At 69.6% G+C, this 19,773-nt stretch carries 20 protein-coding genes and 2 pseudogenes; 10 read left to right on the forward strand and 12 right to left on the reverse strand.

The window, feature by feature from the left end; genetic code table 11:
* The first annotated feature begins 168 nt into the window (after window positions 1–168).
* Window positions 169–783, forward strand: a complete 615-nt coding sequence (locus tag ACRSBM_RS27215; RefSeq protein WP_434447362.1) for a chorismate mutase — start codon at window positions 169–171, stop codon at window positions 781–783.
* On the forward strand, window positions 773–1,180 hold the full coding sequence (locus ACRSBM_RS27220) for an SDR family NAD(P)-dependent oxidoreductase (RefSeq protein ID WP_434447364.1): 408 nt from the start codon (window positions 773–775) through the stop codon (window positions 1,178–1,180). The genes ACRSBM_RS27215 and ACRSBM_RS27220 overlap by 11 nt, the downstream gene beginning before the upstream one ends.
* Window positions 1,181–1,253: 73 nt before the next feature.
* Here the strand turns inward: ACRSBM_RS27220 and ACRSBM_RS27225 are convergent, their stop codons facing one another.
* The 7 genes and pseudogenes from ACRSBM_RS27225 to ACRSBM_RS27255 all read right to left on the reverse strand — a co-directional run bounded on the left by ACRSBM_RS27225 (window position 1,254) and on the right by ACRSBM_RS27255 (window position 6,587).
* Window positions 1,254–1,424 (reverse strand): hypothetical protein, encoded by a 171-nt coding sequence (locus ACRSBM_RS27225; protein WP_434447366.1) that lies wholly within the window; start codon window positions 1,422–1,424, stop codon window positions 1,254–1,256.
* Window positions 1,425–1,660: 236 nt separating this feature from the next.
* Window positions 1,661–2,248 carry a TetR/AcrR family transcriptional regulator gene (locus ACRSBM_RS27230; RefSeq protein ID WP_434447368.1) on the reverse strand — a complete coding sequence of 196 codons (588 nt, stop codon included), beginning with the start codon at window positions 2,246–2,248 and terminating at the stop codon, window positions 1,661–1,663.
* Window positions 2,249–2,422: 174 nt separating this feature from the next.
* Window positions 2,423–2,536 (reverse strand): annotated as a pseudogene (locus ACRSBM_RS27235) (IS982 family transposase); the annotation flags it as partial.
* A 37-nt stretch (window positions 2,537–2,573) separates the two neighbouring features.
* Window positions 2,574–3,443 (reverse strand): alpha/beta fold hydrolase, encoded by an 870-nt coding sequence (locus tag ACRSBM_RS27240; protein WP_434447370.1) that lies wholly within the window; start codon window positions 3,441–3,443, stop codon window positions 2,574–2,576.
* A 224-nt stretch (window positions 3,444–3,667) separates the two neighbouring features.
* The gene (locus ACRSBM_RS27245) at window positions 3,668–5,272 is read right to left on the reverse strand and encodes an alpha/beta hydrolase (protein WP_434447372.1); all 1,605 of its coding nucleotides are present in this window, start codon (window positions 5,270–5,272) and stop codon (window positions 3,668–3,670) included.
* A gap of 228 nt (window positions 5,273–5,500) precedes the next feature.
* On the reverse strand, window positions 5,501–5,821 hold the full coding sequence (locus ACRSBM_RS27250) for a hypothetical protein (protein ID WP_434447374.1): 321 nt from the start codon (window positions 5,819–5,821) through the stop codon (window positions 5,501–5,503).
* Between the two features lie 142 nt (window positions 5,822–5,963).
* Window positions 5,964–6,587, reverse strand: coding sequence for a helix-turn-helix domain-containing protein (locus ACRSBM_RS27255; RefSeq protein WP_434447376.1), 624 nt, complete (start codon window positions 6,585–6,587; stop codon window positions 5,964–5,966).
* Here ACRSBM_RS27255 and ACRSBM_RS27260 point away from each other — a divergent pair, their 5' ends adjacent.
* Together ACRSBM_RS27260 and ACRSBM_RS27265 are read left to right on the forward strand one after the other, a co-directional pair.
* Window positions 6,588–7,625 carry a polyprenyl synthetase family protein gene (locus ACRSBM_RS27260; protein ID WP_434447378.1) on the forward strand — a complete coding sequence of 346 codons (1,038 nt, stop codon included), beginning with the start codon at window positions 6,588–6,590 and terminating at the stop codon, window positions 7,623–7,625. It begins immediately after the preceding gene.
* A gap of 10 nt (window positions 7,626–7,635) precedes the next feature.
* On the forward strand, window positions 7,636–7,941 hold the full coding sequence (locus tag ACRSBM_RS27265) for a hypothetical protein (protein WP_434447380.1): 306 nt from the start codon (window positions 7,636–7,638) through the stop codon (window positions 7,939–7,941).
* 82 nt (window positions 7,942–8,023) lie between these two features.
* On the opposite strand, the gene ACRSBM_RS27270 is transcribed toward ACRSBM_RS27265, so the two are convergent.
* The gene (locus tag ACRSBM_RS27270; RefSeq protein ID WP_434447382.1) at window positions 8,024–8,659 is read right to left on the reverse strand and encodes a TetR/AcrR family transcriptional regulator; all 636 of its coding nucleotides are present in this window, start codon (window positions 8,657–8,659) and stop codon (window positions 8,024–8,026) included.
* 241 nt (window positions 8,660–8,900) lie between these two features.
* Window positions 8,901–9,236 (reverse strand): FAD-dependent oxidoreductase, encoded by a 336-nt coding sequence (locus ACRSBM_RS27275; RefSeq protein ID WP_434447384.1) that lies wholly within the window; start codon window positions 9,234–9,236, stop codon window positions 8,901–8,903.
* A 35-nt stretch (window positions 9,237–9,271) separates the two neighbouring features.
* On the opposite strand from ACRSBM_RS27275, the gene ACRSBM_RS27280 reads away from it, so the two are divergent.
* Window positions 9,272–9,901, forward strand: coding sequence for a radical SAM protein (locus ACRSBM_RS27280; protein ID WP_434447386.1), 630 nt, complete (start codon window positions 9,272–9,274; stop codon window positions 9,899–9,901).
* A 254-nt stretch (window positions 9,902–10,155) separates the two neighbouring features.
* On the opposite strand, the gene ACRSBM_RS27285 is transcribed toward ACRSBM_RS27280, so the two are convergent.
* Complete coding sequence (locus ACRSBM_RS27285) at window positions 10,156–10,869, reverse strand: GntR family transcriptional regulator (RefSeq protein ID WP_434447388.1); 714 nt, start codon at window positions 10,867–10,869, stop codon at window positions 10,156–10,158.
* A 13-nt stretch (window positions 10,870–10,882) separates the two neighbouring features.
* Here ACRSBM_RS27285 and ACRSBM_RS27290 point away from each other — a divergent pair, with 13 nt between their 5' ends.
* The 3 genes from ACRSBM_RS27290 to ACRSBM_RS27300 are packed head-to-tail and all read left to right on the forward strand — an operon-like array spanning window position 10,883 to window position 15,350.
* Complete coding sequence (locus ACRSBM_RS27290) at window positions 10,883–12,250, forward strand: FAD-dependent oxidoreductase (RefSeq protein WP_434447390.1); 1,368 nt, start codon at window positions 10,883–10,885, stop codon at window positions 12,248–12,250.
* Window positions 12,251–12,277: 27 nt separating this feature from the next.
* Window positions 12,278–13,993 carry a dihydroxy-acid dehydratase domain-containing protein gene (locus tag ACRSBM_RS27295; RefSeq protein WP_434447392.1) on the forward strand — a complete coding sequence of 572 codons (1,716 nt, stop codon included), beginning with the start codon at window positions 12,278–12,280 and terminating at the stop codon, window positions 13,991–13,993.
* 28 nt (window positions 13,994–14,021) lie between these two features.
* Window positions 14,022–15,350 carry an MFS transporter gene (locus ACRSBM_RS27300; RefSeq protein ID WP_434447394.1) on the forward strand — a complete coding sequence of 443 codons (1,329 nt, stop codon included), beginning with the start codon at window positions 14,022–14,024 and terminating at the stop codon, window positions 15,348–15,350.
* Between the two features lies 1 nt (window position 15,351).
* Here the strand turns inward: ACRSBM_RS27300 and ACRSBM_RS27305 are convergent, their stop codons facing one another.
* Window positions 15,352–16,383, reverse strand: a complete 1,032-nt coding sequence (locus ACRSBM_RS27305) for an Lrp/AsnC family transcriptional regulator (protein ID WP_434447396.1) — start codon at window positions 16,381–16,383, stop codon at window positions 15,352–15,354.
* Between the two features lie 170 nt (window positions 16,384–16,553).
* Here ACRSBM_RS27305 and ACRSBM_RS27310 point away from each other — a divergent pair, with 170 nt between their 5' ends.
* Both ACRSBM_RS27310 and ACRSBM_RS27315 read left to right on the forward strand, forming a co-directional pair.
* A complete protein-coding gene (locus tag ACRSBM_RS27310; protein ID WP_434447398.1) occupies window positions 16,554–17,891 on the forward strand; it encodes an MFS transporter in 1,338 nt (445 codons plus the stop codon).
* Window positions 17,888–19,381, forward strand: coding sequence for a M81 family metallopeptidase (locus tag ACRSBM_RS27315; protein WP_434447400.1), 1,494 nt, complete (start codon window positions 17,888–17,890; stop codon window positions 19,379–19,381). The genes ACRSBM_RS27310 and ACRSBM_RS27315 overlap by 4 nt, the downstream gene beginning before the upstream one ends.
* A gap of 122 nt (window positions 19,382–19,503) precedes the next feature.
* Here ACRSBM_RS27315 and ACRSBM_RS27320 read toward each other — a convergent pair.
* Window positions 19,504–19,647: pseudogene (locus ACRSBM_RS27320) on the reverse strand (transcriptional regulator); the annotation flags it as partial.
* Window positions 19,648–19,773: the final 126 nt, after the last annotated feature.

The raw sequence follows: 19,773 nt of genomic DNA on the forward strand, positions 1-19,773 counted from the left end.
CGAACGTTCTGTCTCAATCATCCTGAAGCGTCGTGAACCGTCATGTCAAGACCGAACGGTCTATCTCATTTCGCCCACGACAAGGTGGGCGACCGCTGTAGAGTGATCGCTACATACAAGTACTTCGCCCACGGAACCGGAGGCAGGCAGTTGAGGACGAGGAACAAGGTGGCTCGCGGCATCGCCGTCACCGCGTTGACGGTCAGCGGCGCGATGTCGCCGGCGACTCTCCCGGCCATGGCGGCGAGCGCCCCGGCTGAGACGGAGTCGTCGAGTGCCGCGGCGGCGAACAGGTCGTTCGGCAGGCTGGGCGACTTGACCGGCCTCGTCGTCGAGCGCCTTCGCGTGAGCGACGACGTGGCCGCCTCCAAGTTCGGCACCACCAAGCCGATCGACGACCCAGTCCGCGAACAGCAGGTGCTCGACCAGGTGCGCGCACAGGCCGGCGCGCTCGGGCTCGACCCGGACGCGGCGGCCGCGTTCTTCCAGGACCAGATCACCGCGAGCAAGGTGGTTCAGCGAGGTCTGTTCGCCCGCTGGACGGCCCACCCGGAGGAGGCCCCCACCACCCGGCCGGATCTCGCACAGATCCGCACCCGGCTCGACCGGCTGACGTCGTCGCTGCTCCAGGAGCTCAAGTCCACTGAGGACCTTCGCGCCGAGCGGACCTCGTGCACCGTCCAGCTCGCGCTGGCCGCCGGTTCGGCAGTGTTCCGGGAACACCTGGACGCCCTCCACCGCCAGGGTCTCCGGACTGCGGTGCACTCGGTGTGTGCCACCTAACCGCGGTAAGACCAAGGGCGACATCGTGAACATCGGCTCCCTGAACGCGCTGCGCCACAACTACGGCCAGACCGCGTACAACGCCGCCAAGAGGGCCGCGGAAGGCCTCACCACCAGCATCGCGCTCGAACATGGCGCCGACGGGGTCCGCTCCAACACCGTGCCTCCCGGAGTGACCTACCCGACCGGCATGACCCACCTGATGGCCGAGCACCCTGGGGTCATCGAGGCGTACTCGGCGCACGTCCCCATGCGTCGTCCGGGAACGCCCGACGAGATCGCCTCCGTCGTGGCCTTCCTGGCGAGCAGCGAAGCCAGCTATGCCAACGGCACGAGCATCACCGTCGACGGTGGACTGAGCCAGGTGATGCACCTTCCCCCGTCGGTTGCGCCCTGACTCCCCGAGCTCGGGCCCGATGCCTGTCCTCTGCCGCGGCGAGGATCCTCCTGAAAGAGGGCACGACGCGGCTTCACTCCGGACGTTCAGCGCGCTGGTGCATCAGGTTCACGAGGACCAGTGGGACGAACCCACACCGTGCACCGAGTGAGAGGTGCGTGATCTCGTCGCGCACCTTGTGCGGGAACAGTCGTGGGTGCCGCACGTGCTCGCCGGCCAGACCCTGGACGAGGCCGGCGACCACTACGTCGGCTCCCTCGACATGCGGCTCCGGTCTGCAACGCGCGCCCGTGCCAAAGTCGCCATCTTGCAAGGCCTTGGGCATTGACGGATGGTCCAGGACCCAGCACGCACCTCGTCCTGGCAAGCGCACGCCCGAGCGTGAGTCTTCGGCCCAGACGCGTGGGTCCCGCAGGAGAGAACTGCGAACGCGGCGGAGTCCAACACGGAACTCCCCCGCGTTGGGCCACACGTTCGACCTTATTCGGAGCCGCTGCGGAGCCGGAGCATGCCCTCGACCCCGGCGAGGAAGGTTTCGCCGACCTGCGCCGCATCCGTCAGGCACCCCGCGGCCATGGCTCCGTCGCGCAACATGACGAAGTGCCTGCCCGCCGAAGCGGCCGACTTCCGGTCGGTCTGCGCGAACAGGTCCGTGATGGTGCGCAGGAACCACTCGCGGTGGCCGAGGACGGTCTTGAGTACCGGGTGCGCACGATCCGGGTACTCCGCCGCGGCGTTGAGGAAGGCGCACCCGCGGAATCCGGGCGACTCGATCCCGGCGGCGACGGACCTCGCGATGGCTCGCAGGACGTCGTCAGCGGGCTGACCGCCGGCGAGCGCTTGCTCGACCTGGTCGCGCTCCATCCGGGACACCGACTCCAGGTAGGCGATGACGAGATCGTCCTTGCCGGCGAAGTGCCGGTACAACGTCGCGCGGGTGACCTGTGCCTCCGCCACGATGCGGTCGATCCCGACGGAGTGGAGGCCCTCCGCGTAGAAGATCTGCGTCGCAGTGGCGAGCAAGCGCTCACGCGCTTCGGAGACCTTGCGTCCAGCGTTGTGCACCATTGCGGCAACAATAACAGATAGAACGGTCAGTACAGCCGGTCTGCGAGTCGTGAGGACCGGCGAGTCTGCGGTGTCCACCCGTGTCCGTTCACCGTGGCGAGGTCAGCGAGTGATGCAAGAAGCCAGGGGTGCGAAGGTGGCAGCGCACGCGAGCGCTGCCACCTTCCTCCCAGCGTGCAGGCGCGTTCCCCGGAAGTAGCGGGAATGGGAGGCGCGGTAGCCGTACTCGGCCCACCCGGCCAGGTCCGGGCGGCGCACCGTTTGCTTGGAGCGGCCGCACTCCATCGGGTCGAGCCGACCACCCGCGTGCATCAGGCCACGTGAATCAGGCCTTGGCTGCGTTCGCCGCGATGGCGTCGGCGATCCGGCTCCACGCGCTCTCGGGCAGGTCGTGCCCCATGCCCGGAATGATCAGCAACTCCGCTCCGGGGATCGCCTCGGCAGTGGCGCGCCCGGCGCTCACGTCGACCAACTGGTCGCTGTCGCCGTGGATCACGACGGTCGGGATCTGAAGAGTCTTCAGATCGTCGGTGCGGTTCGGGGTGGTCGCGTTGGCGGCGATCTGACGGAGCGTGCCCGCCGGGTGGAAGGCGCGGTCGTAGGCCGCGGCCGCGCGCCGGACCAGCTCCTCGTCACCGGTCTCGGCTCCGGGCGACCCGATGAGGCGCTGGAGCCGGACGTCTGCGGCGATGGCCGTCTCGCGGTCGGCACCGGACGGCGGCAGCAGGGCGACGGGATCACCGATCGTGGTCCCCCGCAGGGACGGATCGCTCGTGCTCGACGAGATCGAGGCGAGGCTGGCGACTAGCTCAGGGCTGTCGACGGCGAACTGCTGCGCGATGCCGCCACCCATCGAGAAACCGACGAGATGCACGCGAGACAGGTCGAGGGCGGCGACCAGGCCCGCGACATCGGCGACCAGGTCGGAGAGCCGGTAACGCACCGTGGAGAGATCACCCCTGGCCACTCCTGCCAGATCGACCGGGCCGAGCTCGTCGAGCCAGGTCGACAGGCCGACGTCGCGGTTGTCGAACCGGATCATGTGAAAGCCGCGGTCGGCGAGGAGGGAGCAGAACTCATCGGGCCACGTGAGGAGCTGTGCCCCCACCCCCATGATCAGCAGCATCGGCGGACCACTGGGATCACCGATCGACTCGTAGTAGAGCTCGATGCCGTTCGACCGGACATGAGGCATGCTGAATTCCTTCTCTGCTATGTGATGCCGAGCCTCTGGCGTCGAGCACCTTCTTCAACGTGAACTTTGACCGCCAAGCCACCGGAGCCGTGTCCTTCCTCGATCAGCACTCCACGAAGACCAGCCGAGGCTGATCCACTCTGCCGGTCGCGCTCACGCGACCGGCAGAGGTGCACAGTGGGAAGGACTCGCCGGCTCAGTCCCGGCGAGCTGCCTGCGACAGATCAGCTCGACGGGTCGGAAGGCCCTCGCACGGCGGAACAGACCGTGTCCACCGGTGGCAGTGCAAGGGTGGTCAGATAGCTGTCCACCCACTGGTCCACACACGGGCTCACTCCGCTGTAGACGCCCCCGTGTCCGGCGAGGTCCGCGGTGAGCAGCCGGGCGTTGCCGAGCAGGCGGCTGGTGGACACCGCGTCCTCGTAGGGGGTTGCCGGGTCGCCGCGCCGGTTGCCGACGAGCAGCACCGGGTTGGCGGTCTGGCGGTTCCACGGCCCGGTGTAGCGGTCTGGATCGGTCACCGGCCAGCTCGCGCACGGCAGCGAGCGGTAGACCCAGGCCGACGCGAACCCTGGTGCCCGCGCCTCGGCCATGCGGGCGTAGCGGCCGACCGCTCGTGGGTCGCGCGGGTTGTCGGAGTCGGTACAGGCGACAGCGCTCCACCAGGTGTTCCACGCGCGCTGCGGCTCGTCGGCGGGGGCGAACCGCGGCGGTGCCGCTGGGGGAATTCGCACGGGTGCCGCCGCAGTGACCGGACCTTGCGCGGCAAGGTGCAATCTCTGCAGGGTCGGTGTGAGGTAGAGGACCGCGTCCCAGCCGTAAAGCCCGGACAGCATCTGTCCGACCAGGTCCCGATAGGTGACCTCGTGCTGGTCGCCGTGCGAGTCGGTGAAGGTGATCGGTCCCTGACGCAACCGGCTCAGCGGGTGGTCGTACTTCTGCCGCAGACTCTGCTCGGTGGCACCCGGCCCGCCGAACGCGCACTGCACGTGAGCGGCGCACTCCCGCAAGAGGTTCTTCAACGCGTCCTGGGCTCCGAGGTACGGACCCAGCCGGTAGGTGAAGGGCTCCCTGCCCTGGCCCGGCAGCCGGCCGATGGTCCATTCCTGAGGTTGCAGCACACCGTTGAGGACCACGGCACGCACTCGCTGCGGGAAAAGATTGGCGTACACCTCGCCCAGGTGCGTGCCGTAGGAAGGGCCGTAGTAGGTCAGCTGGTCGTCACCGACGGCACGCCGCAACAGGTCCAGGTCCCTGGCTACGTTGGCGGTCGACATGTGCCCCAGCAGTGGCCCGGCGTGCTGCGCACAACGTGCGGTGACCTCACCCACCTGCCGGATCGCCGCGTTCTCCTCGGCCTCGGTGACGGGAAAGGGCGGGCTCAGCTTCGCGTCGTCGGCAGGATCGTCGGAGCAGGTGACCGGGCTGGAGTTGTTGGTGCCGCGTGGATCGAACCCGACGATGTCGAACCGTGACGCCACTGCCGGTGACAGCTTCGGCGGGATGCGCCCTCGATTGCCCGGACCGCCGTCCTTCGTGAACACGGTGCCGATCCTGTGTTCCGGATCGCCGGCGGGCCGCTTCGCCAGTGCCAGGGAGATCTGTGGGCCATCCGGATCCCGGTAGGACAGCGGAACCTGAGCCGTGGCGCACTGCAGACCGGGCGGGGACGTGCAAGGCACCCAGTCGAGCACGGGGGTGGCGGCGCGGTCGGCATCCGGCCCAGCCGATGCGACGGCACCTGCTCCGGCGGTCAGCAGCGCCGACACGGCCAAGGTCACGGTGCTCACCGCAAGGCCGCGCCGGAGTGCGTCGCGTCCTGCCTTCATCTCGAGAGTCCTTTCTTGGTGGAAGTTCCATCGGGGAGTCCGGGTACTACACCGAGGGTCGGCTCCGCTAATGGATGTGATCGGCTTTGCGGCGGAGAAGGTGACCTTCGGTTCTCCTTCAGTGGAAGAAGAAGACCGAGTTGTTGTCGTCCGCGGGACCGGCGAACAGCTCGACGTTGAACGGACCTTTGGCGGAGCCGGTGCCGGCATTGCGGAGGCCCAGCCCGTTCAGCAGCGTCTCAGCCTGGTATGCGCCGAGCCGTCCACCGAAGCGATGATCAGGAGCTTCGCGCCCAGAGCGATCTGGTCCTCGGTCTGCGGCACCTGGTCGGGCGCATTGTTCTCCGCGTACTTCAGGTCGACCCGGTGCCCTCGCGCCTCCAGGTCGCGCTTGATGTTCTGCCCGTCCTGATTCCAGCGCTGCACCGTCGTCGTCGGCATGGTGACGCCCACCAGCGCACCACCGGTGGACTTGTCCTGCCGACCAGCAGTGGGCACACCGCACGCCGCCAGCACGACCACGAGCACCAGGAGGCCCTCCGATCTCATACAGGCTCCACGCGCATATCGAACGTACATTACATCACTTGTGGAATGTACATTCCACACTTTCTGGGTGTGGGGCGTCACGATCGGAATCCGCGACGGACGCGGCCGGGTGTGCGCGGGCACCGCGGGCACTCAACCAAGGTCACCACCTCCAGCTTGGATCGCGCCGCTTCGCATCAGTTCGCCAGAGCGGCAACAGACGAGGCGTCCTCCCGCGAAGAACGCATGCCCCCTTTCGACTGGGACGCGGCCACCCTCGATGTCTCCATCCTCGTCCGTGTAACGCTACATACAGGTGTCGGCGGCCAATCGGACAATTCCATCCTGTTGCGAACCGCCGCTGGTCACCCGACGGGCGACTCGCAACTGACATCGCCCAGGGTCGCCGCGTGATCGGTGAGCTGACATCCGGCTGGGGAGCTGGTGCGCGAAGCCCGCGTCGACCAGAACGACCGAGGAGGCGGTGAACCGTCGGCTTCGGGATCGACACCCGCCGGGCAAGCCGGGAAACACCGAGCACTCCGCTCGCCAACGCAAGGAACCGACTCAAAACCAGACGACCGTCACTGAGTTGTTCAGCAGCAAGGCTCGGCGGCGCGGAGTCAACAGCCGCCTCGAACCGACAGTCCGTCCTTTTGCGATGGAGCGTCAGGTTCTCCGACCTAGGCCGTTCTACGTGCCGGAACGGTCCGTCGCGCGCTTCGTCGTCACTCCCATAACGTGGTGTCCGATCCTGCCGGCACACGCTCTCGGAGGAGTGGGCCACGTGACTCTCACCGACGCAGCAACGGCTTCAGCCGTCGACGCGTTGCACCTCACCTCAACACAGGTCGGCAGTCCACTCAGGTCTGCGCTTTCTCGGCTACCCGCGCAGCTCCGCCTCGGCGCCGAGTTCCACTTCGGCTTCTGCGACGCCGAGGGAACCCCCACGACGGCGTCGCAGGGGAAGATGGTGCGCCCCGCGTTCGCGTTCGCCGCGGCACGAGCGGTGAGCGGCGGTGCCCCCACCGCGTTGGTGCTGCGCGCCGGGGTCGCGGTCGAGCTGGTGCACAACTTCTCCCTCATCCACGACGACGTGATGGACCAGGACCGCGTGCGCCGCGGCCGGCCGACCGTCTGGGCCGAGTTCGGCGTGCCCTACGCGATCCTGCTCGGCGACGCGATGCTGTCGCTGGCCACCCTCGTGCTGACACAGGACGGCGATGAGGACGCGGCCGCGATGGGCGCCGAGCTCAACGCCGTCGTCGTCGATCTCTGCGTTGGCCGGCTCCAGGACATGACCTTCGAGCAGACGCTCCGGGTCTCGCCGGAGGAATACCTCGACATGGCGGGCGGCAAGACCGCCGCGCTGCTGTCCGGATCCTGCGCCATCGGGGCCAGGGCGGGCGGCGCCTGCCCGGACCAGGAGTCGGCGCTACGCAGGTTCGGGCACCACGTCGGTCTCGCGTTCCAGCTCGTCGACGACCTGCTCGGCATCTTCGGCGACCCCAAGGTCACCGGCAAGCCGGTCGGTGCGGATCTCCTGCGCTACAAGAAGAGTATGCCCGTGGTGGCCGCCATGCGGTCCAACTCGGCAGCGGCGGACGAGCTCGCCGAGCTGTACCGGACGCGGTCGATCACCGGTGCGAACCTCGGCCACGCGGTGGCCCTGGTGCAACGGGCGGGCGGCAAGGACTGGACTCAGGCGGAAGCCGTGCGCCAGTACGAACTCGCCATCGAAAGCCTCGACGAAGCGGGTGGAGACCCGCAGGCCTCGGCGGAGCTGCACGCCCTGGCTCGCTACATGGTCAACAGGAGCAAGTGAGGCCGAGGGTGTGACGCTGACGGAGGCCATCGCCAGGGCGACGGCCTTGCGCGATCTCGTGTTCTGCCGCTTTCTGCAGGTGGAGGAGCAGACCAGGCGCGACGGCAGCGCGGCGTTGCACCGGTACCTGCAGGGCCTGAGGTGGGCGGTCCGCGGAAACGCGGAATGGGGACTGACCATCCCCCGCTACCTGAGCACCGGGACTCTCCCGGAGGCCGACTTCACCGCGGCCGACGTCGACTGGGCGGAGCGCCCGACCGAGCACGACGGCCGGCCGGTACCACCGAGCATCGCCTGGTGGCAGGACCTCTCCTGAACTGGGCGTTCACCGCTCACAGACGAGGCGACCCAGTCCCGCGTGCACAGGGGCTGGGTCATCTACCTGATTGTCCGCCGCGTCATTTCGCCGCACTGGCGCGCTGCGCCGCCAGGCCGCGGACCAGAGCGAGGAACGGTTTGACCTTCGAGCTGTACGAGACCTCGTCGAAGCTGTTCGCGACCGCGAGGCCGTCCACCAGCGCTCGGCCCAGAATGGCGAGCTGCTCGACCAGGGCTTTGTCCGCCTTGCGGACCTTCGGCGCGAAGATCGGGGTCAACGCGTTCACCCACGAGGCGTGCGCGCTGCCCCGGATGCGGCGGACGGTCTCCTGAACCGCTTCGGCGTCCTTCTGCGGTCCGACGGCCATCGCGACCAGCAGCCGGAGGTAGTCAGGCCGCTCGTCCAGCCTCCTGCACGCTGCCGACAGCCACGCTTCCAGGCGATCGAGCGGCGCCAGGTGGTCGAACGCCGACGGGCTCGGAAACAGAGCGTGCAGCTCCTCGAACGTGCGCTCGAGGAGGGCCGCGAGCACACCGAGCTTGCTCCCGAAGTGGTAGTAGATCGAGCTGGCCGGAAGCCCGGACTGCGCGCACAGGTCCGAGACGGCCATGCCGTCGTAGCCCTTCTCGTCGATGAGAGTGCGCGCCGCGTTCAAGATGACGTCACGACTGCTCAAGTTCGCGGTAGTCGACGCGGAGCTGGATTCCCTCACCATGGAGTCATGATAGATCCGCTTGACCGTTGATCCGTCAACGGCGTCCCGAGTGTCGGCACATCACACCCCACATGCGGTCCCCGACCCATGAGTCGCAGACCTGCCCGGAAGCAGACAGAGCGGCAAACGAACGCCACCTGCTCCGTGAGCACGCCCCACATGAGCGAGACGACAGCGGTGAGCACACGCTTTGTCGAGGCCGCCCACGCACGACGACGCCGAACCGTCGCTTCAACTCTGGTTACGATCTCGCCGAAGCACTAGAATGAACGCTACACACAGAGACGGGCGAGGCAGTGACGACCACAGTGGATGTCGGCTCACGACGGCCGCCGAAGCCGAACGTGACCGACTCGACCTCGTCGCGAATGGTGATGCCGAGCCCTGCCGGCAGGAACGCCTGGGAACACCCGATGAGCCCGCCCCCACAGGTCTTGTACCGCGGTATGGCCGCACGTTCCAGCAACAGCACGGAGCACCCGGCTTCCGCCGCCACTCTCGCCGCGGTCGCTCCCGCCGGACCGGCGCCGACGACCACCACGTCCCACAACTGCACAACCGATCGAGCCGCTGTCATACGATCACCGTTCCTCGACGGGAAGCGGGCACAATGTGGTGCCCCGCAAGGGTTATCGCCTCGGCACCGCTCGTCGTCGAGCAACCCGCTTCTCGAACGTACCGACAGCGGGAGGAGCCACCGGCCAGCGCATCCGCGCGTTCTCCCGGGAACGACTCCGGGCAGAGCTCGAACTCTTCGCCAAGCACAAGGTGCACACCATCGTGTTGTGCGACGCGAACTTCGGCATCCTGCCGATCGACGCGGAGTTCATAGACGACATGATCGAGGTCCGGAACCAGTACGGCTATCCGCGCGCACTCGAGACCTCGTGGGCGAAGAACAAGTCCAAGTTGTTCTTCGACATCGTCCGCCGCATGAAGGAAGCCGGTATGCGCAGCTCTTTCACGCTGGCGCTGCAAACCCTCAGCGAGGACACGCTGAAGACGATGAACCGGCACAACATGAAGGTCAACGAATGGGAGGACCTCGCCCGGTGGCTCGACCAGGAAGGACTCGACTGCTACGCCGAACTGATCTGGGGAGCGCCCGGCGAGACGGTCGAGTCCTTCATGGAGGGCTACGACCGGCTGTCCCGTCACATGTCGATCGCTCCACTTAGTACAGTCGAGCCCCAGCGAGAGCGGAAAGTCTGGGGCACAAGCGCTCCGCGAGTTCCGGGATGAGGGTGGGACAATCGTCTCCGGCGGACGTGAAGGACTGAACCAGCCGGGGTGCGCACCACCATCGGCATCGTCCGCAAGGTCCCTACGTCGGCGACTCCCGCTATCGCACCAACTTCTCTCCCCCGTTGGAGCCCTACCCTGTCCGAGGCGCGGGACACACCCTGGTGATGTACACGACCGAGCCGGGCAGCTCGAGCGCCGCCGCCCTCGATCACATCAGCCGACGAGAGAGCGGAAAGCCCGCGGCGCGGACATCACGTACGCGACTCCGGCCGGCCGAGGGCGGCATAGGTGAGGTCGGTCAGGTAGTCGTTCAGCGCGAGCGCCGCGGCGACCGCGGCCGTTTCGTCGCCGTGGGCGATCGCTCGCAGCAGATCGCCGTGCAGCCGGGCCGCGGTTCGCACGTCCTCGGCCACGTCGGGCAGGTGAGCGAACCAGAAGCGTCGTGACAGCGACTGCAAGGGCGCCATCGCCAGTTCCAGGTACTCGTTCTGGGTGGCTTCGACGATCAAGGAGTGCGAGCGTTTGAGCAACGTGGCGAACTGCCTGACGTCGGCGCCTTCGAACGCGTCCAGTTCGGTGGCGAGCGCGAGCATCCGCTCCTTCTGCTGGGTTTGCGCGCGGTAGGTCGCGAACCGCGCCGCCATCTCTTCCAGGCCGCGGCGCAGTTCGAGGAGCCGGAAGTGCGCTTCGACGGACACCGCCGCGACGAACACCCCGCGATGCGGGTGGATCTCGACCATGCGCTCCCGGGCGAGCCGCTGCAGTGCTTCTCGCACGGGCGTGCGGCCGAAGCCGGTGCGCGCCATCAACCCGGCCTCGGAGACGGCTTCACCCGGTGCGAGTTCCTGAAAGGTGATCATGTCCTCCAGCAGGGTGTAGGCCTGCTCAGCCTTGTTGATCTGTTCTGCCACTCCCCCATCATCGCTCATCCGGCAGCGAGGCTGGACAACGCCCGCCTCGGCCATGTACAACCGATATATGAGCGATATGTCAGCCGGGTTCCCGAACTGGCGGCTGGACTCCGCAGCATCGGAAGCGGCCGGCCTCCCCGTGCTCGCCGACGTCGACGTGGTGGTCGTGGGTGGCGGGGCCGCGGGAGTCGCCGCCGCGACCGTGTGCGCCGAAAACGGGCTGTCCGTGGTGATCGTCGAGCGCTACGGCTTCTTCGGCGGCGCCGCGGTGGCCGGGATGTCGGGCACGATCTGCGGTCTCTACCTGGCCACGGAATCGGGCGGGCCGCAGCAGGTGGTGCACGGGTTCACCGAACGCTTCCGCGAAGCGCTCGCCGCGCGCGGCGGCGTCACCGGCCCCCAGCGGTACGGGAAGACCTGGACGGTCGCGCACGATCCGCTGGTCTGGCGCGAGGTCGCCGACGACTTCCTCGAACGCGCGGGGGTCCGGATCCTGCTCCACACCGCGGTCACGGGAGTCCTCGTCGAGCACGGGCGGCACGCGGGCGTCGTGGTCGAGTCGAACGCCGGCCGATCGGTGATCCGCGCCGCGCGCACCATCGACGCGTCGGGGGATGCCGCGGTCGTCGCGCGTGCCGGGCACACGACGCGGTTCGGGGACGGTGGCCGCATCCAGAACCCGACCATGTTCTTCCGGCTCGGCAACGTCGACCTGCCGGCGTTCCACGAAGCGTACGGAGAGGACACGATCTGCCCGCCGTGGGTCAGCTCCGCCATCGAGTCCGCCCGCGCGGACGGGCTCGACCTCCCCCGGTCGCACGTGTGGCTCTTCCGGACGACCCGGCCCGGTGAGCTGCTCGTGAACGCGACCCGGCTGGTCGGGCGCGACGGGCGGATGCTGAACGTGATCGACCCCGAGGACTTCACCGAGGCCGAGATCGACGGCCGGCGCCAGGTCCGGGACTACGCCCGTTTCCTGCGGCAGCGGGTGCCGGGCTGCGCCGGCTCGTTCGTCGTCGACACCGGCGTCGAAGCGGGCGTCCGCCAGACCCGCAGCATCGAAGCGGTCGAGGAACTCACCAACGCCGACGTCCTCGCCTGCCGCAAAAGGGCCGACGGGATCGTCCGGTCACCGTGGCCCATCGAACTGCACTCCGGCGATCGGCCGAAGCTGCGCTGGCTGATCGACGACTTCTACGAGGTCCCCTACCTCTCCCTGGTGCCGCGAACCGGCGAGGACATCATCGTGGCCGGGCGCTGCCTCGGAGCACAGCACGAGGCCCTCGCGTCGGCCAGGGTCACCGCCCAGTGCTTCGAGTACGGCCACGCGGCCGCCGCGGCGACCCTGCTGTCGCTGCGGAAGGACCTGCCCTACCGGTCGGTGCCCGGCGCCGACGTCCGAGCGGCGATGCACGCAGCCGGCAGCAGTTTCTGACCCGATCTCCGCGAAAGGACCACTTCCGTGACCGGCCTGCCCGACTACGACCCCGTACGCCAGGGCGCACTGCGCAGCGAGTTCACCCCCGGCAGCACCCGCTGGGCCGTCCGCCGCGCCCAGTGGACGGCGCTGGGCCTCGCCCCGGAAGACCAGGGACGACCCAAGATCGCGATCGTCAACACCTCCTCGAAACTCGGCATCTGCTTCTCCCACCTCGACGGGATCGCCGAGATCGTCGCCGAAGCGGTGTGGGAAGCGGGCGGGCTGCCGTTCGAGATCCGCACCACCGCGCCATTGGACTTCGTGACCAGTGCCGGCCGGAAGGCCCGCTACCTGATGCCCACCCGCGACCTCATCGTCAACGACGTCGAGGCCGCGGTGGAGGGCGCCGTTCTGGACGGCATGGTGTGCCTCTCGTCGTGCGACAAGACCACGCCCGCGCACCTGATGGCCTCCGCCCGGCTGGACCTGCCCTCGATCATCGTGCCCGGCGGTTTCCAAGGGGGTGGCCGCTACGGTGGCTGCTCGGTCGACATCGACACCGTCTATGAATCGGTCGGCGCCGTGCAGGCCGGCACCATGACGGTCGACGAGCTCGGCGAGCTGGCCGACTCGGCGATCCAGGGTCCCGGTGTCTGCGCCGGGCTCGCGACCGCCAACACGATGCACGTCCTGGCCGAGGCGATGGGCATGACCCTGCCCGGAGCGGCGCCGATCCGGGCGGACTCCGACCGGATGCGCGCGCTGGCGGCCGACGCCGGCCGCCGGATCGTCGACATGGTCGCCACGGGGCTGACCGCGCGGAAGATCATCACCGGAAAGGCCGTCGAGAACGGTGTCCGGGTGGCGATGGCGCTCGGCGGTTCGGTCAACTGCGTGCGCCACCTGGCGGCCGTGGCCAGCGAAGCGGACCTGGACCTCGACGTCGTGGCCCTGTTCGAGCGGCTCGGCGAGGACACGGCGCTGCTGGCCGCCATCCGCCCGAACGGAACCCACCAGGTGTGGGATCTCGAACGCGTCGGCGGAGTCCGGGCGGTGCTGCGGACCCTGCTGCCCCGGCTGCACGGTGACGCGCTGACGGTCAGCGGGCGAACCGTGGCCGAGCTGTCCCGCGACGCACCGGAAGCGGACGGGACCGTACTGCGCCGGCTCGACGACCCGGTGCGCCCGGAACCGGGATTGCTGATCCTGCGCGGCTCACTGGCGCCCGACGGGTCGGTGGTCAAGGTCGCGGGCGCCGGCAACGCCCGGCGCCGGTTCGCCGGCCCCGCCGAGGTGTTCGCGGGCGAGGACGACGCGATCGCCGCGCTGGGCACCGGGGACATCGCCGAAGGAAGCGTGATCGTGCTGCGCGGCATGGGACCGCGCGGTGGCCCCGGCACGGTTTTCGCGGCGAGCTTCGTCGCCGCCCTCAACGGCGCCGGTCTGGGCGGGAAGGTCGCCGTGGTGACCGACGGCGAGCTCTCCGGTCTGAACCACGGACTGGTCCTCGGCCAGGTCATGCCGGAAGCCGCCGACGGTGGCCCGCTCGCGGGCGTGCGATCCGGCGACACGATCACCATCGACCTCGACGACCGGACCGTCGACACCGTCCCGCTCCGGCACGGGGAACCGGTCACCTCCGGCAACCCGGCCGAAGAACGGGGCTGGCTCGGGCAGTACGCCGCACTCGTCGGCCCGGTCCAGCAGGGAGCCGTTCTCCGCCGTCCGAAACCCGCCACACCTCCGTCCGGCCACTGACGCGCGCTCCCGACCGAAGGAGAACACCGTGTCCGCAGCAGCCGCCGGCACCGCGCCGGGACAGTCACGGAAGGCGTCGATCGCGGCGCTGGTCGGCACCGTGCTGGAGTGGTACGACTTCATCGTCTACGGCACCGCCGCCGCCATCGTGCTGAACACGCAGTTCTTCCCGTCGCACGATCCGCTCCTCAGCACTCTGGCGGCGTTCGCCACCTATGCCGTCGGCTTCCTCGCCCGCCCAGTGGGCGGGCTCGTTCTCGGCCGGCTCGGGGACCGCGTCGGGCGACGGCAGATGCTCGTCCTGACACTCGTCCTCATGGGCGCGTCCACCACCGCGATCGGCCTGCTCCCCACCTACGCCCAAGTCGGGGCCCTGGCACCGATCCTGCTGGTCCTGCTTCGGCTCGTCCAGGGTTTCGGCGCCGGCGGCGAGTACGCCGGCGCCGTCGTGCTTTCGGTGGAGCACGCCCGCCCGGACCGTCGCGGATTCGCCGGCTCGGCCGCTCCGCTCGGTTACGCCATCGCGACCCTGCTCGGCAACGGCGTGTTCTCCCTGTTCCTGTTGCTGCCCGCGGATCAGTTCGCGTCCTGGGGCTGGCGGCTGCCCTTCCTGCTCGGCGCGCTGTGCCTGCTCGTCGGCTATCTCATCCGGCGCACCGTCGAGGAGCCGCCGGTCTTCCAGCACACCAGGACAGGCCCATCGTCCGGGCGGCCGGGCGGGATCTTCGCCGCGATCCGCCGGCACCCGCGCAGCTTCTTCATCGTCGTCGGCACCCGTATGGGTGAGAACGGCTTCGCTTACCTGCTCCCGGTCTTCGGAGTCGCCTACGTGGCCACGACGCTGGGCCTCGGCCAGTCGCTCGGTCTGGGGGCGGTCATGATCGCCTCCGCGGTCCAGGCGGTGCTGATCCCCCTCTGCGGGCTGCTCTCCGACCACGTCGGGCGCAAACCCGTCTACCTGGTCGGCATCATCGGCTCCGTGTGCTGGATGGTCCCGTTCTTCCTGCTCAGCGATACCCGCTCGGCAGGCTGGGCGATCCTGGCCTTCGTGATCGGGCTCGGCGTGTTCTACCCGGCGATGCTCGCTCCGCAGGCCGCTTGGTACGCCGAACTGTTCGACACCGAGTTCCGCATGTCGGGGTTCGCGTTCTCCCGCGAGGTCGGCTCGGTCCTGGCCGGAGGCGTGGCCCCGTTCATCGCAACCGCGCTGTACGCCTGGGCCGGGCATTGGTGGCCCATTCTCGTGTACATGGCGGCGATGGCGGTCCTGACCGTCGTGGCGCTGGCGCTGGGCCCGGAGACGGTCCGGAACCGGATCGGACGCGAACAAGCAGCCTGGGTGCCTGCGATCCGATGACTCAGGGCGGCTCCGGCAGTCGCGAGTCCTCTAGGGTCTGATCGACCGCCGCCCAGGGGTCGACGGGGACCACGCGGACGCTGCGGCCCAGCTCGTCGACGATGCGTCCGTGCACCTTCACCTGCTGGAGCACCACCCGGCGGTCGACGACCGCCGCCGCCGGGTGCTCCCGCACGATGCGCACCAGCAGTTCGTCGAGGTGCTCCAGCGAGTGCAGGCTGACGACCAGGGCCAGGTTCGCCGGCCCCGGCACCCCCGAGCAATGGCGTGTCTCCGGCATCGCCCCCAGCGCCCGGCCGATCGCCGGGAGGTCACCGTCGGGCACCGACAGCCACAGGAAGGCCATCGAGCCCCAGCCGGTGAGCGGTCGCGCGACGTCGCAGCGGAAGGTGATGTCGCCCTGCCGGTGCAGCCGGTCCAACCGGCGCCTGACGGCCTGCGGCGAGGCCCCCAGTTCCGCCGCCAGGTCCTGGTAGGAACGCCGCCCGTCGTGGCCCAGTGCCAGGAAAAGCCGCCGGTCCCATTCGCCGAACGGACGGATCCGCCCCGGTGGCGGCCCGGCCGGTTCCCGCAGCTGCTCGGTCAGGACACGGTTGATCACTCCCAGCCGCCACACCACGCCCCCGAACAACCCGCTGTAGAGGTGGGAGTGCAGCGCCGTGACGTCGGCGGGGACCGGCAGGGAGCGCACCAGCACGTCGGCGATGGCCGCCAGCGAGGGGGCGAGGACGAGCGCGAACACCTGGAACCGGCCGGTGGTCACGCCCACCGTGCTCACGTGCGGCAGCTCGGCCAGTTCGAGCGCGACGGCCCGCGCGGTGCCCGGACGGCACGACAGTTCCAGCACCGCCCCGCGCATCCGGCGGTCGCTCAGGGCGACCGTCACCCAAGCCGTGCCGTCGTCGACCAGCCGCTGCCATCGCCGCGCCAGCGTGATCGGCGCCAGCTCCAGCGCGTCCGCCAGGCTCGACCAGCTGGCCCGTGGATTGAGTTGCAGGGCGTCGACCAGCGCGAGATCCGTCTCGTCCAGCACGTCAGGCCGCACCAAGGGATCGCCGCCACAAAGTGTCCCGATCGAACATTTCAAGGGTGATCATCGGCTCTTTCCCACCTTTCGGCGCTTGGATCAACGATCTCCCGCACAGTACCGGCAATCGAACGACGACCCACCCAGCTTCGCCGGGCCGACTACGAGGAGTCCGCATGGCCATTGGGAAGGAGGGCGCGACACCGCCGACCGTCGCGCCGCCGGAGCTCTACCGCAGGATCGGGTGGCGGATCCTGCCGCTGCTCGTCGTCTGTTACCTGTTCGCGTACCTCGACCGGGTCAACATCGGCTTCGCCAAGCTGCAGATGTCCGAGGACATCGGCATCAGCGAGTCGGTCTTCGGGCTGGCGGCGGGCATCTTCTTCCTCGGGTACGTGCTGTTCGAGGTACCCAGCAACCTGCTGCTGCGCCGCATCGGCACCCGCAAGACGATCTTCCGCATCATGCTGCTCTGGGGGATCACCTCGGCGGGCATGCTGTTCGTGCACGACGCGACCAGCTTCTACGTCCTGCGCTTCCTGCTCGGCGTGTTCGAAGCCGGGTTCGCTCCGGGCGTCATCTTCTACCTGACGTACTGGTACCCGCGGGCGCGCATGGGCGCGGCGATGTCGGTGCTGATGATCCCCGGTCCGCTGGGCTCGATGCTCGGCGGACCGGCGTCCTCGCTGCTCATCAGCGGACTCGACGGTTCCGCCGGCCTCGCCGGCTGGCAGTGGATGTTCCTCGTCGAGGGGCTGCCCTGCGTCGTGCTGGCCTTCGTCGTCCTGAAGTTCCTGCCGAACGGCCCCGGCGACGCCCGCTGGCTCACTCCCGGCGAGCGCTCGCTGCTCGCCCAGGATCTGGCCGCCTCGCAGGAGAGCGGCGAGCACCGCTTCCGGAAAGTGCTCACCGACCCGCGGGTGTACGGTCTCGCGTTCGGCTATTTCTGCCTGATCAGCGGCCTGTACGGGGTCAGCTTCTGGCTGCCGACGATCCTCTCGGAGAACGGCGTCCGGTCCGTCGTCGCGATCGGCCTGTGGTCCGCGGTGCCCTACGCGGCCGCGCTGGTGCTGATGCGGGTGCTGGCCCGTCACTCCGACGCCACCGGCGAGCGCCGCCGGCACACGGTCGTCCCGACCGTCGTCGCCGCGGCGGGCATGGCCGTCGCCGCCGTCACCGGGTCGGTCTTCAGCATCTCGATGACCGCGCTGATCGTGGCCACCGCCTGCATGTGGGGCGCCTACACCGTGTTCTGGTCCGTGCCGGCCACCTTCCTCAAGGGTGACGCGGCCGCGGGTGGCATCGCGTTCATCAACAGCATCGGCCTGCTCGGCGGGTTCTTCAGCCCCACGCTGATCGGCTACGTGAAGGAATCGACGGGCAGCACCGAGATCGGTCTGCTCACGCTCGTCGGCCTGCTCGTGGCCGGCGCGGTCTCGCTGGCGGTCACGCGAGTACGAACGGAACCCGGCCGGACCGCCCCGGTCGCGAACGGTGCGGAGGTAGCCCGATGACGGACGGCACGACGAGGATCCTGGTCGCCGGGTTCCAGCACGAGACCAACACGTTCGCGCCCACACCCGCCTCCTACGGCAACTTCGCCAACGGCGAGGGCTTCCCCGCCCTGCGCCGCGGTGACGGGGTGCTCGAACTCGAGCCGGTCAACCTGCCGGTCGGCGGGTTCCTCGGGCAGGCCCGTGCCCGCGGCTGGGCGGTGCTGCCGGTGATCTGGGCGGCCGCCGGCCCGTCCGGGCCGGTCACCACCGCCACGTTCGAGCGCATCGCCGGCGAGATCGTCGACGCCGTGCGCCTCAGCCGGCCGGACGCGGTCTACCTCGACCTGCACGGCGCCATGGTCACCGAGCACCACGACGACGGCGAGGGCGAGCTGCTGGCCAGGGTCCGCGCCGCGGCCGGGCCCGGCGTGCCGGTGGTCGCGAGCCTGGACCTGCACGCCAACATGTCGGCCCGGATGTTCGACGCCGCCGACGCGCTGGTCTGCTACCGCACCTACCCGCACGTCGACATGGCCGCGACGGGAGCGCGGGCCGCCGGCCTGCTCGCCCGGCTGCTCGACGGCGAACGGCTCCGGCTCGCGTGGCGACGGGTGCCGTTCCTGATCCCGATCAACGCGGGATGCACCGAGCTGGAGCCCGCCCGGTCTGTCTACGGCGGTCTGGAATCCCTCGGCGGAGACCGCACCACGGTGTCGTTCGCCGCCGGGTTCCCCGCGGCCGACATCCCGGACTGCGGACCGGTGGTGTGGGCGTACGGCACCGGCCCGGCCGAGGAGATCGTCGACCGGCTGTACGGCGAGGTGACCCAGGACGAGGCGAAATGGCGGATCGCGCTGCTCGACCCCGCCGACGCCGTGGCCGCCGGCCTCGCGGCCGACGGCGCCGAGGGCGCCGGCCCGGTCGTCGTCGCCGACACGCAGGACAACCCCGGCGCCGGCGGCTCCAGCCGCACCACCGGGCTGCTCCGTGCGCTCCTCGCGGCCGGCAGCGACGAGCCCGGCGCGCTCGGGCTCATCACCGATCCCGAGGCCGCCGCCACGGCCACCGCGGCGGGCATCGGTGCCACGGTGGACCTGGCGATCGGCGGTGATCCCGCGGTGCCGGGGGACGAACCGGTGCGGGGCCGGTTCGTCGTCGAGGCGCTGTCGGACGGACGCTGCCGCTTCGACGGGCCGATGCTGCACGGCACCGAGGTCGACCTCGGTCCCTCCACGTGCCTGCGCTCCGGGTCCGTGCGGGTGGCGGTGACGACCGGGCGCTCCCAGGTGTTCGACCGCAACCTGTTCCGGATGGTCGGCATCGTCCCGGAGGACCAGCGGCTCCTCGTGGTGAAGAGCTCGGTGCACTTCCGCGGGGATTTCGAGCCGATCGCCCGGAAGATCCTCGTCGCCCGCTCGCCCGGTCTCGTCGCGGCCGATCCCGCCGACCTCGCCTGGCAGCGGCTGCCGAAGTCGGTCCGCGTGACCCCCGGCGGCGGAGCACCGTGACGAGGCACCGGCCGGGCCGCTCCACCGCTCCGGCCGGACCGCTCCACCGCACTCGCCTGCCGCAGCAGGGCCAGTGCCGCCTCCGACGGTGACCCGGCGGGCGTCGTGCACACCACGACGGACTGCCCCGGCGAACGCGCGAGGACGAGGGTCTGCTGGGTGACGGTCACCGTGCCGACGACCGGGTGGCGCAGCTCGTAGGTGGCGGCGTCGCACGGCGTCACCCGGTGGTCACCCCACAACGCCACGAACTCCGGGCTCTTCATCGTCAGCTCGCCGATCAGCTCGCGAGCAGCCGGTCCTCCGGATGACGGCCGACGGCGATCCTCGGATTGCCCACGACCGCGCGCACCACCGGGTCCGGCGCAATCGATTGCCGATCGCGGGGCAAT

The sequence above is a fragment of the Lentzea xerophila genome, from assembly GCF_051094245.1.
Classification (GTDB): domain Bacteria; phylum Actinomycetota; class Actinomycetes; order Mycobacteriales; family Pseudonocardiaceae; genus Lentzea; species Lentzea xerophila.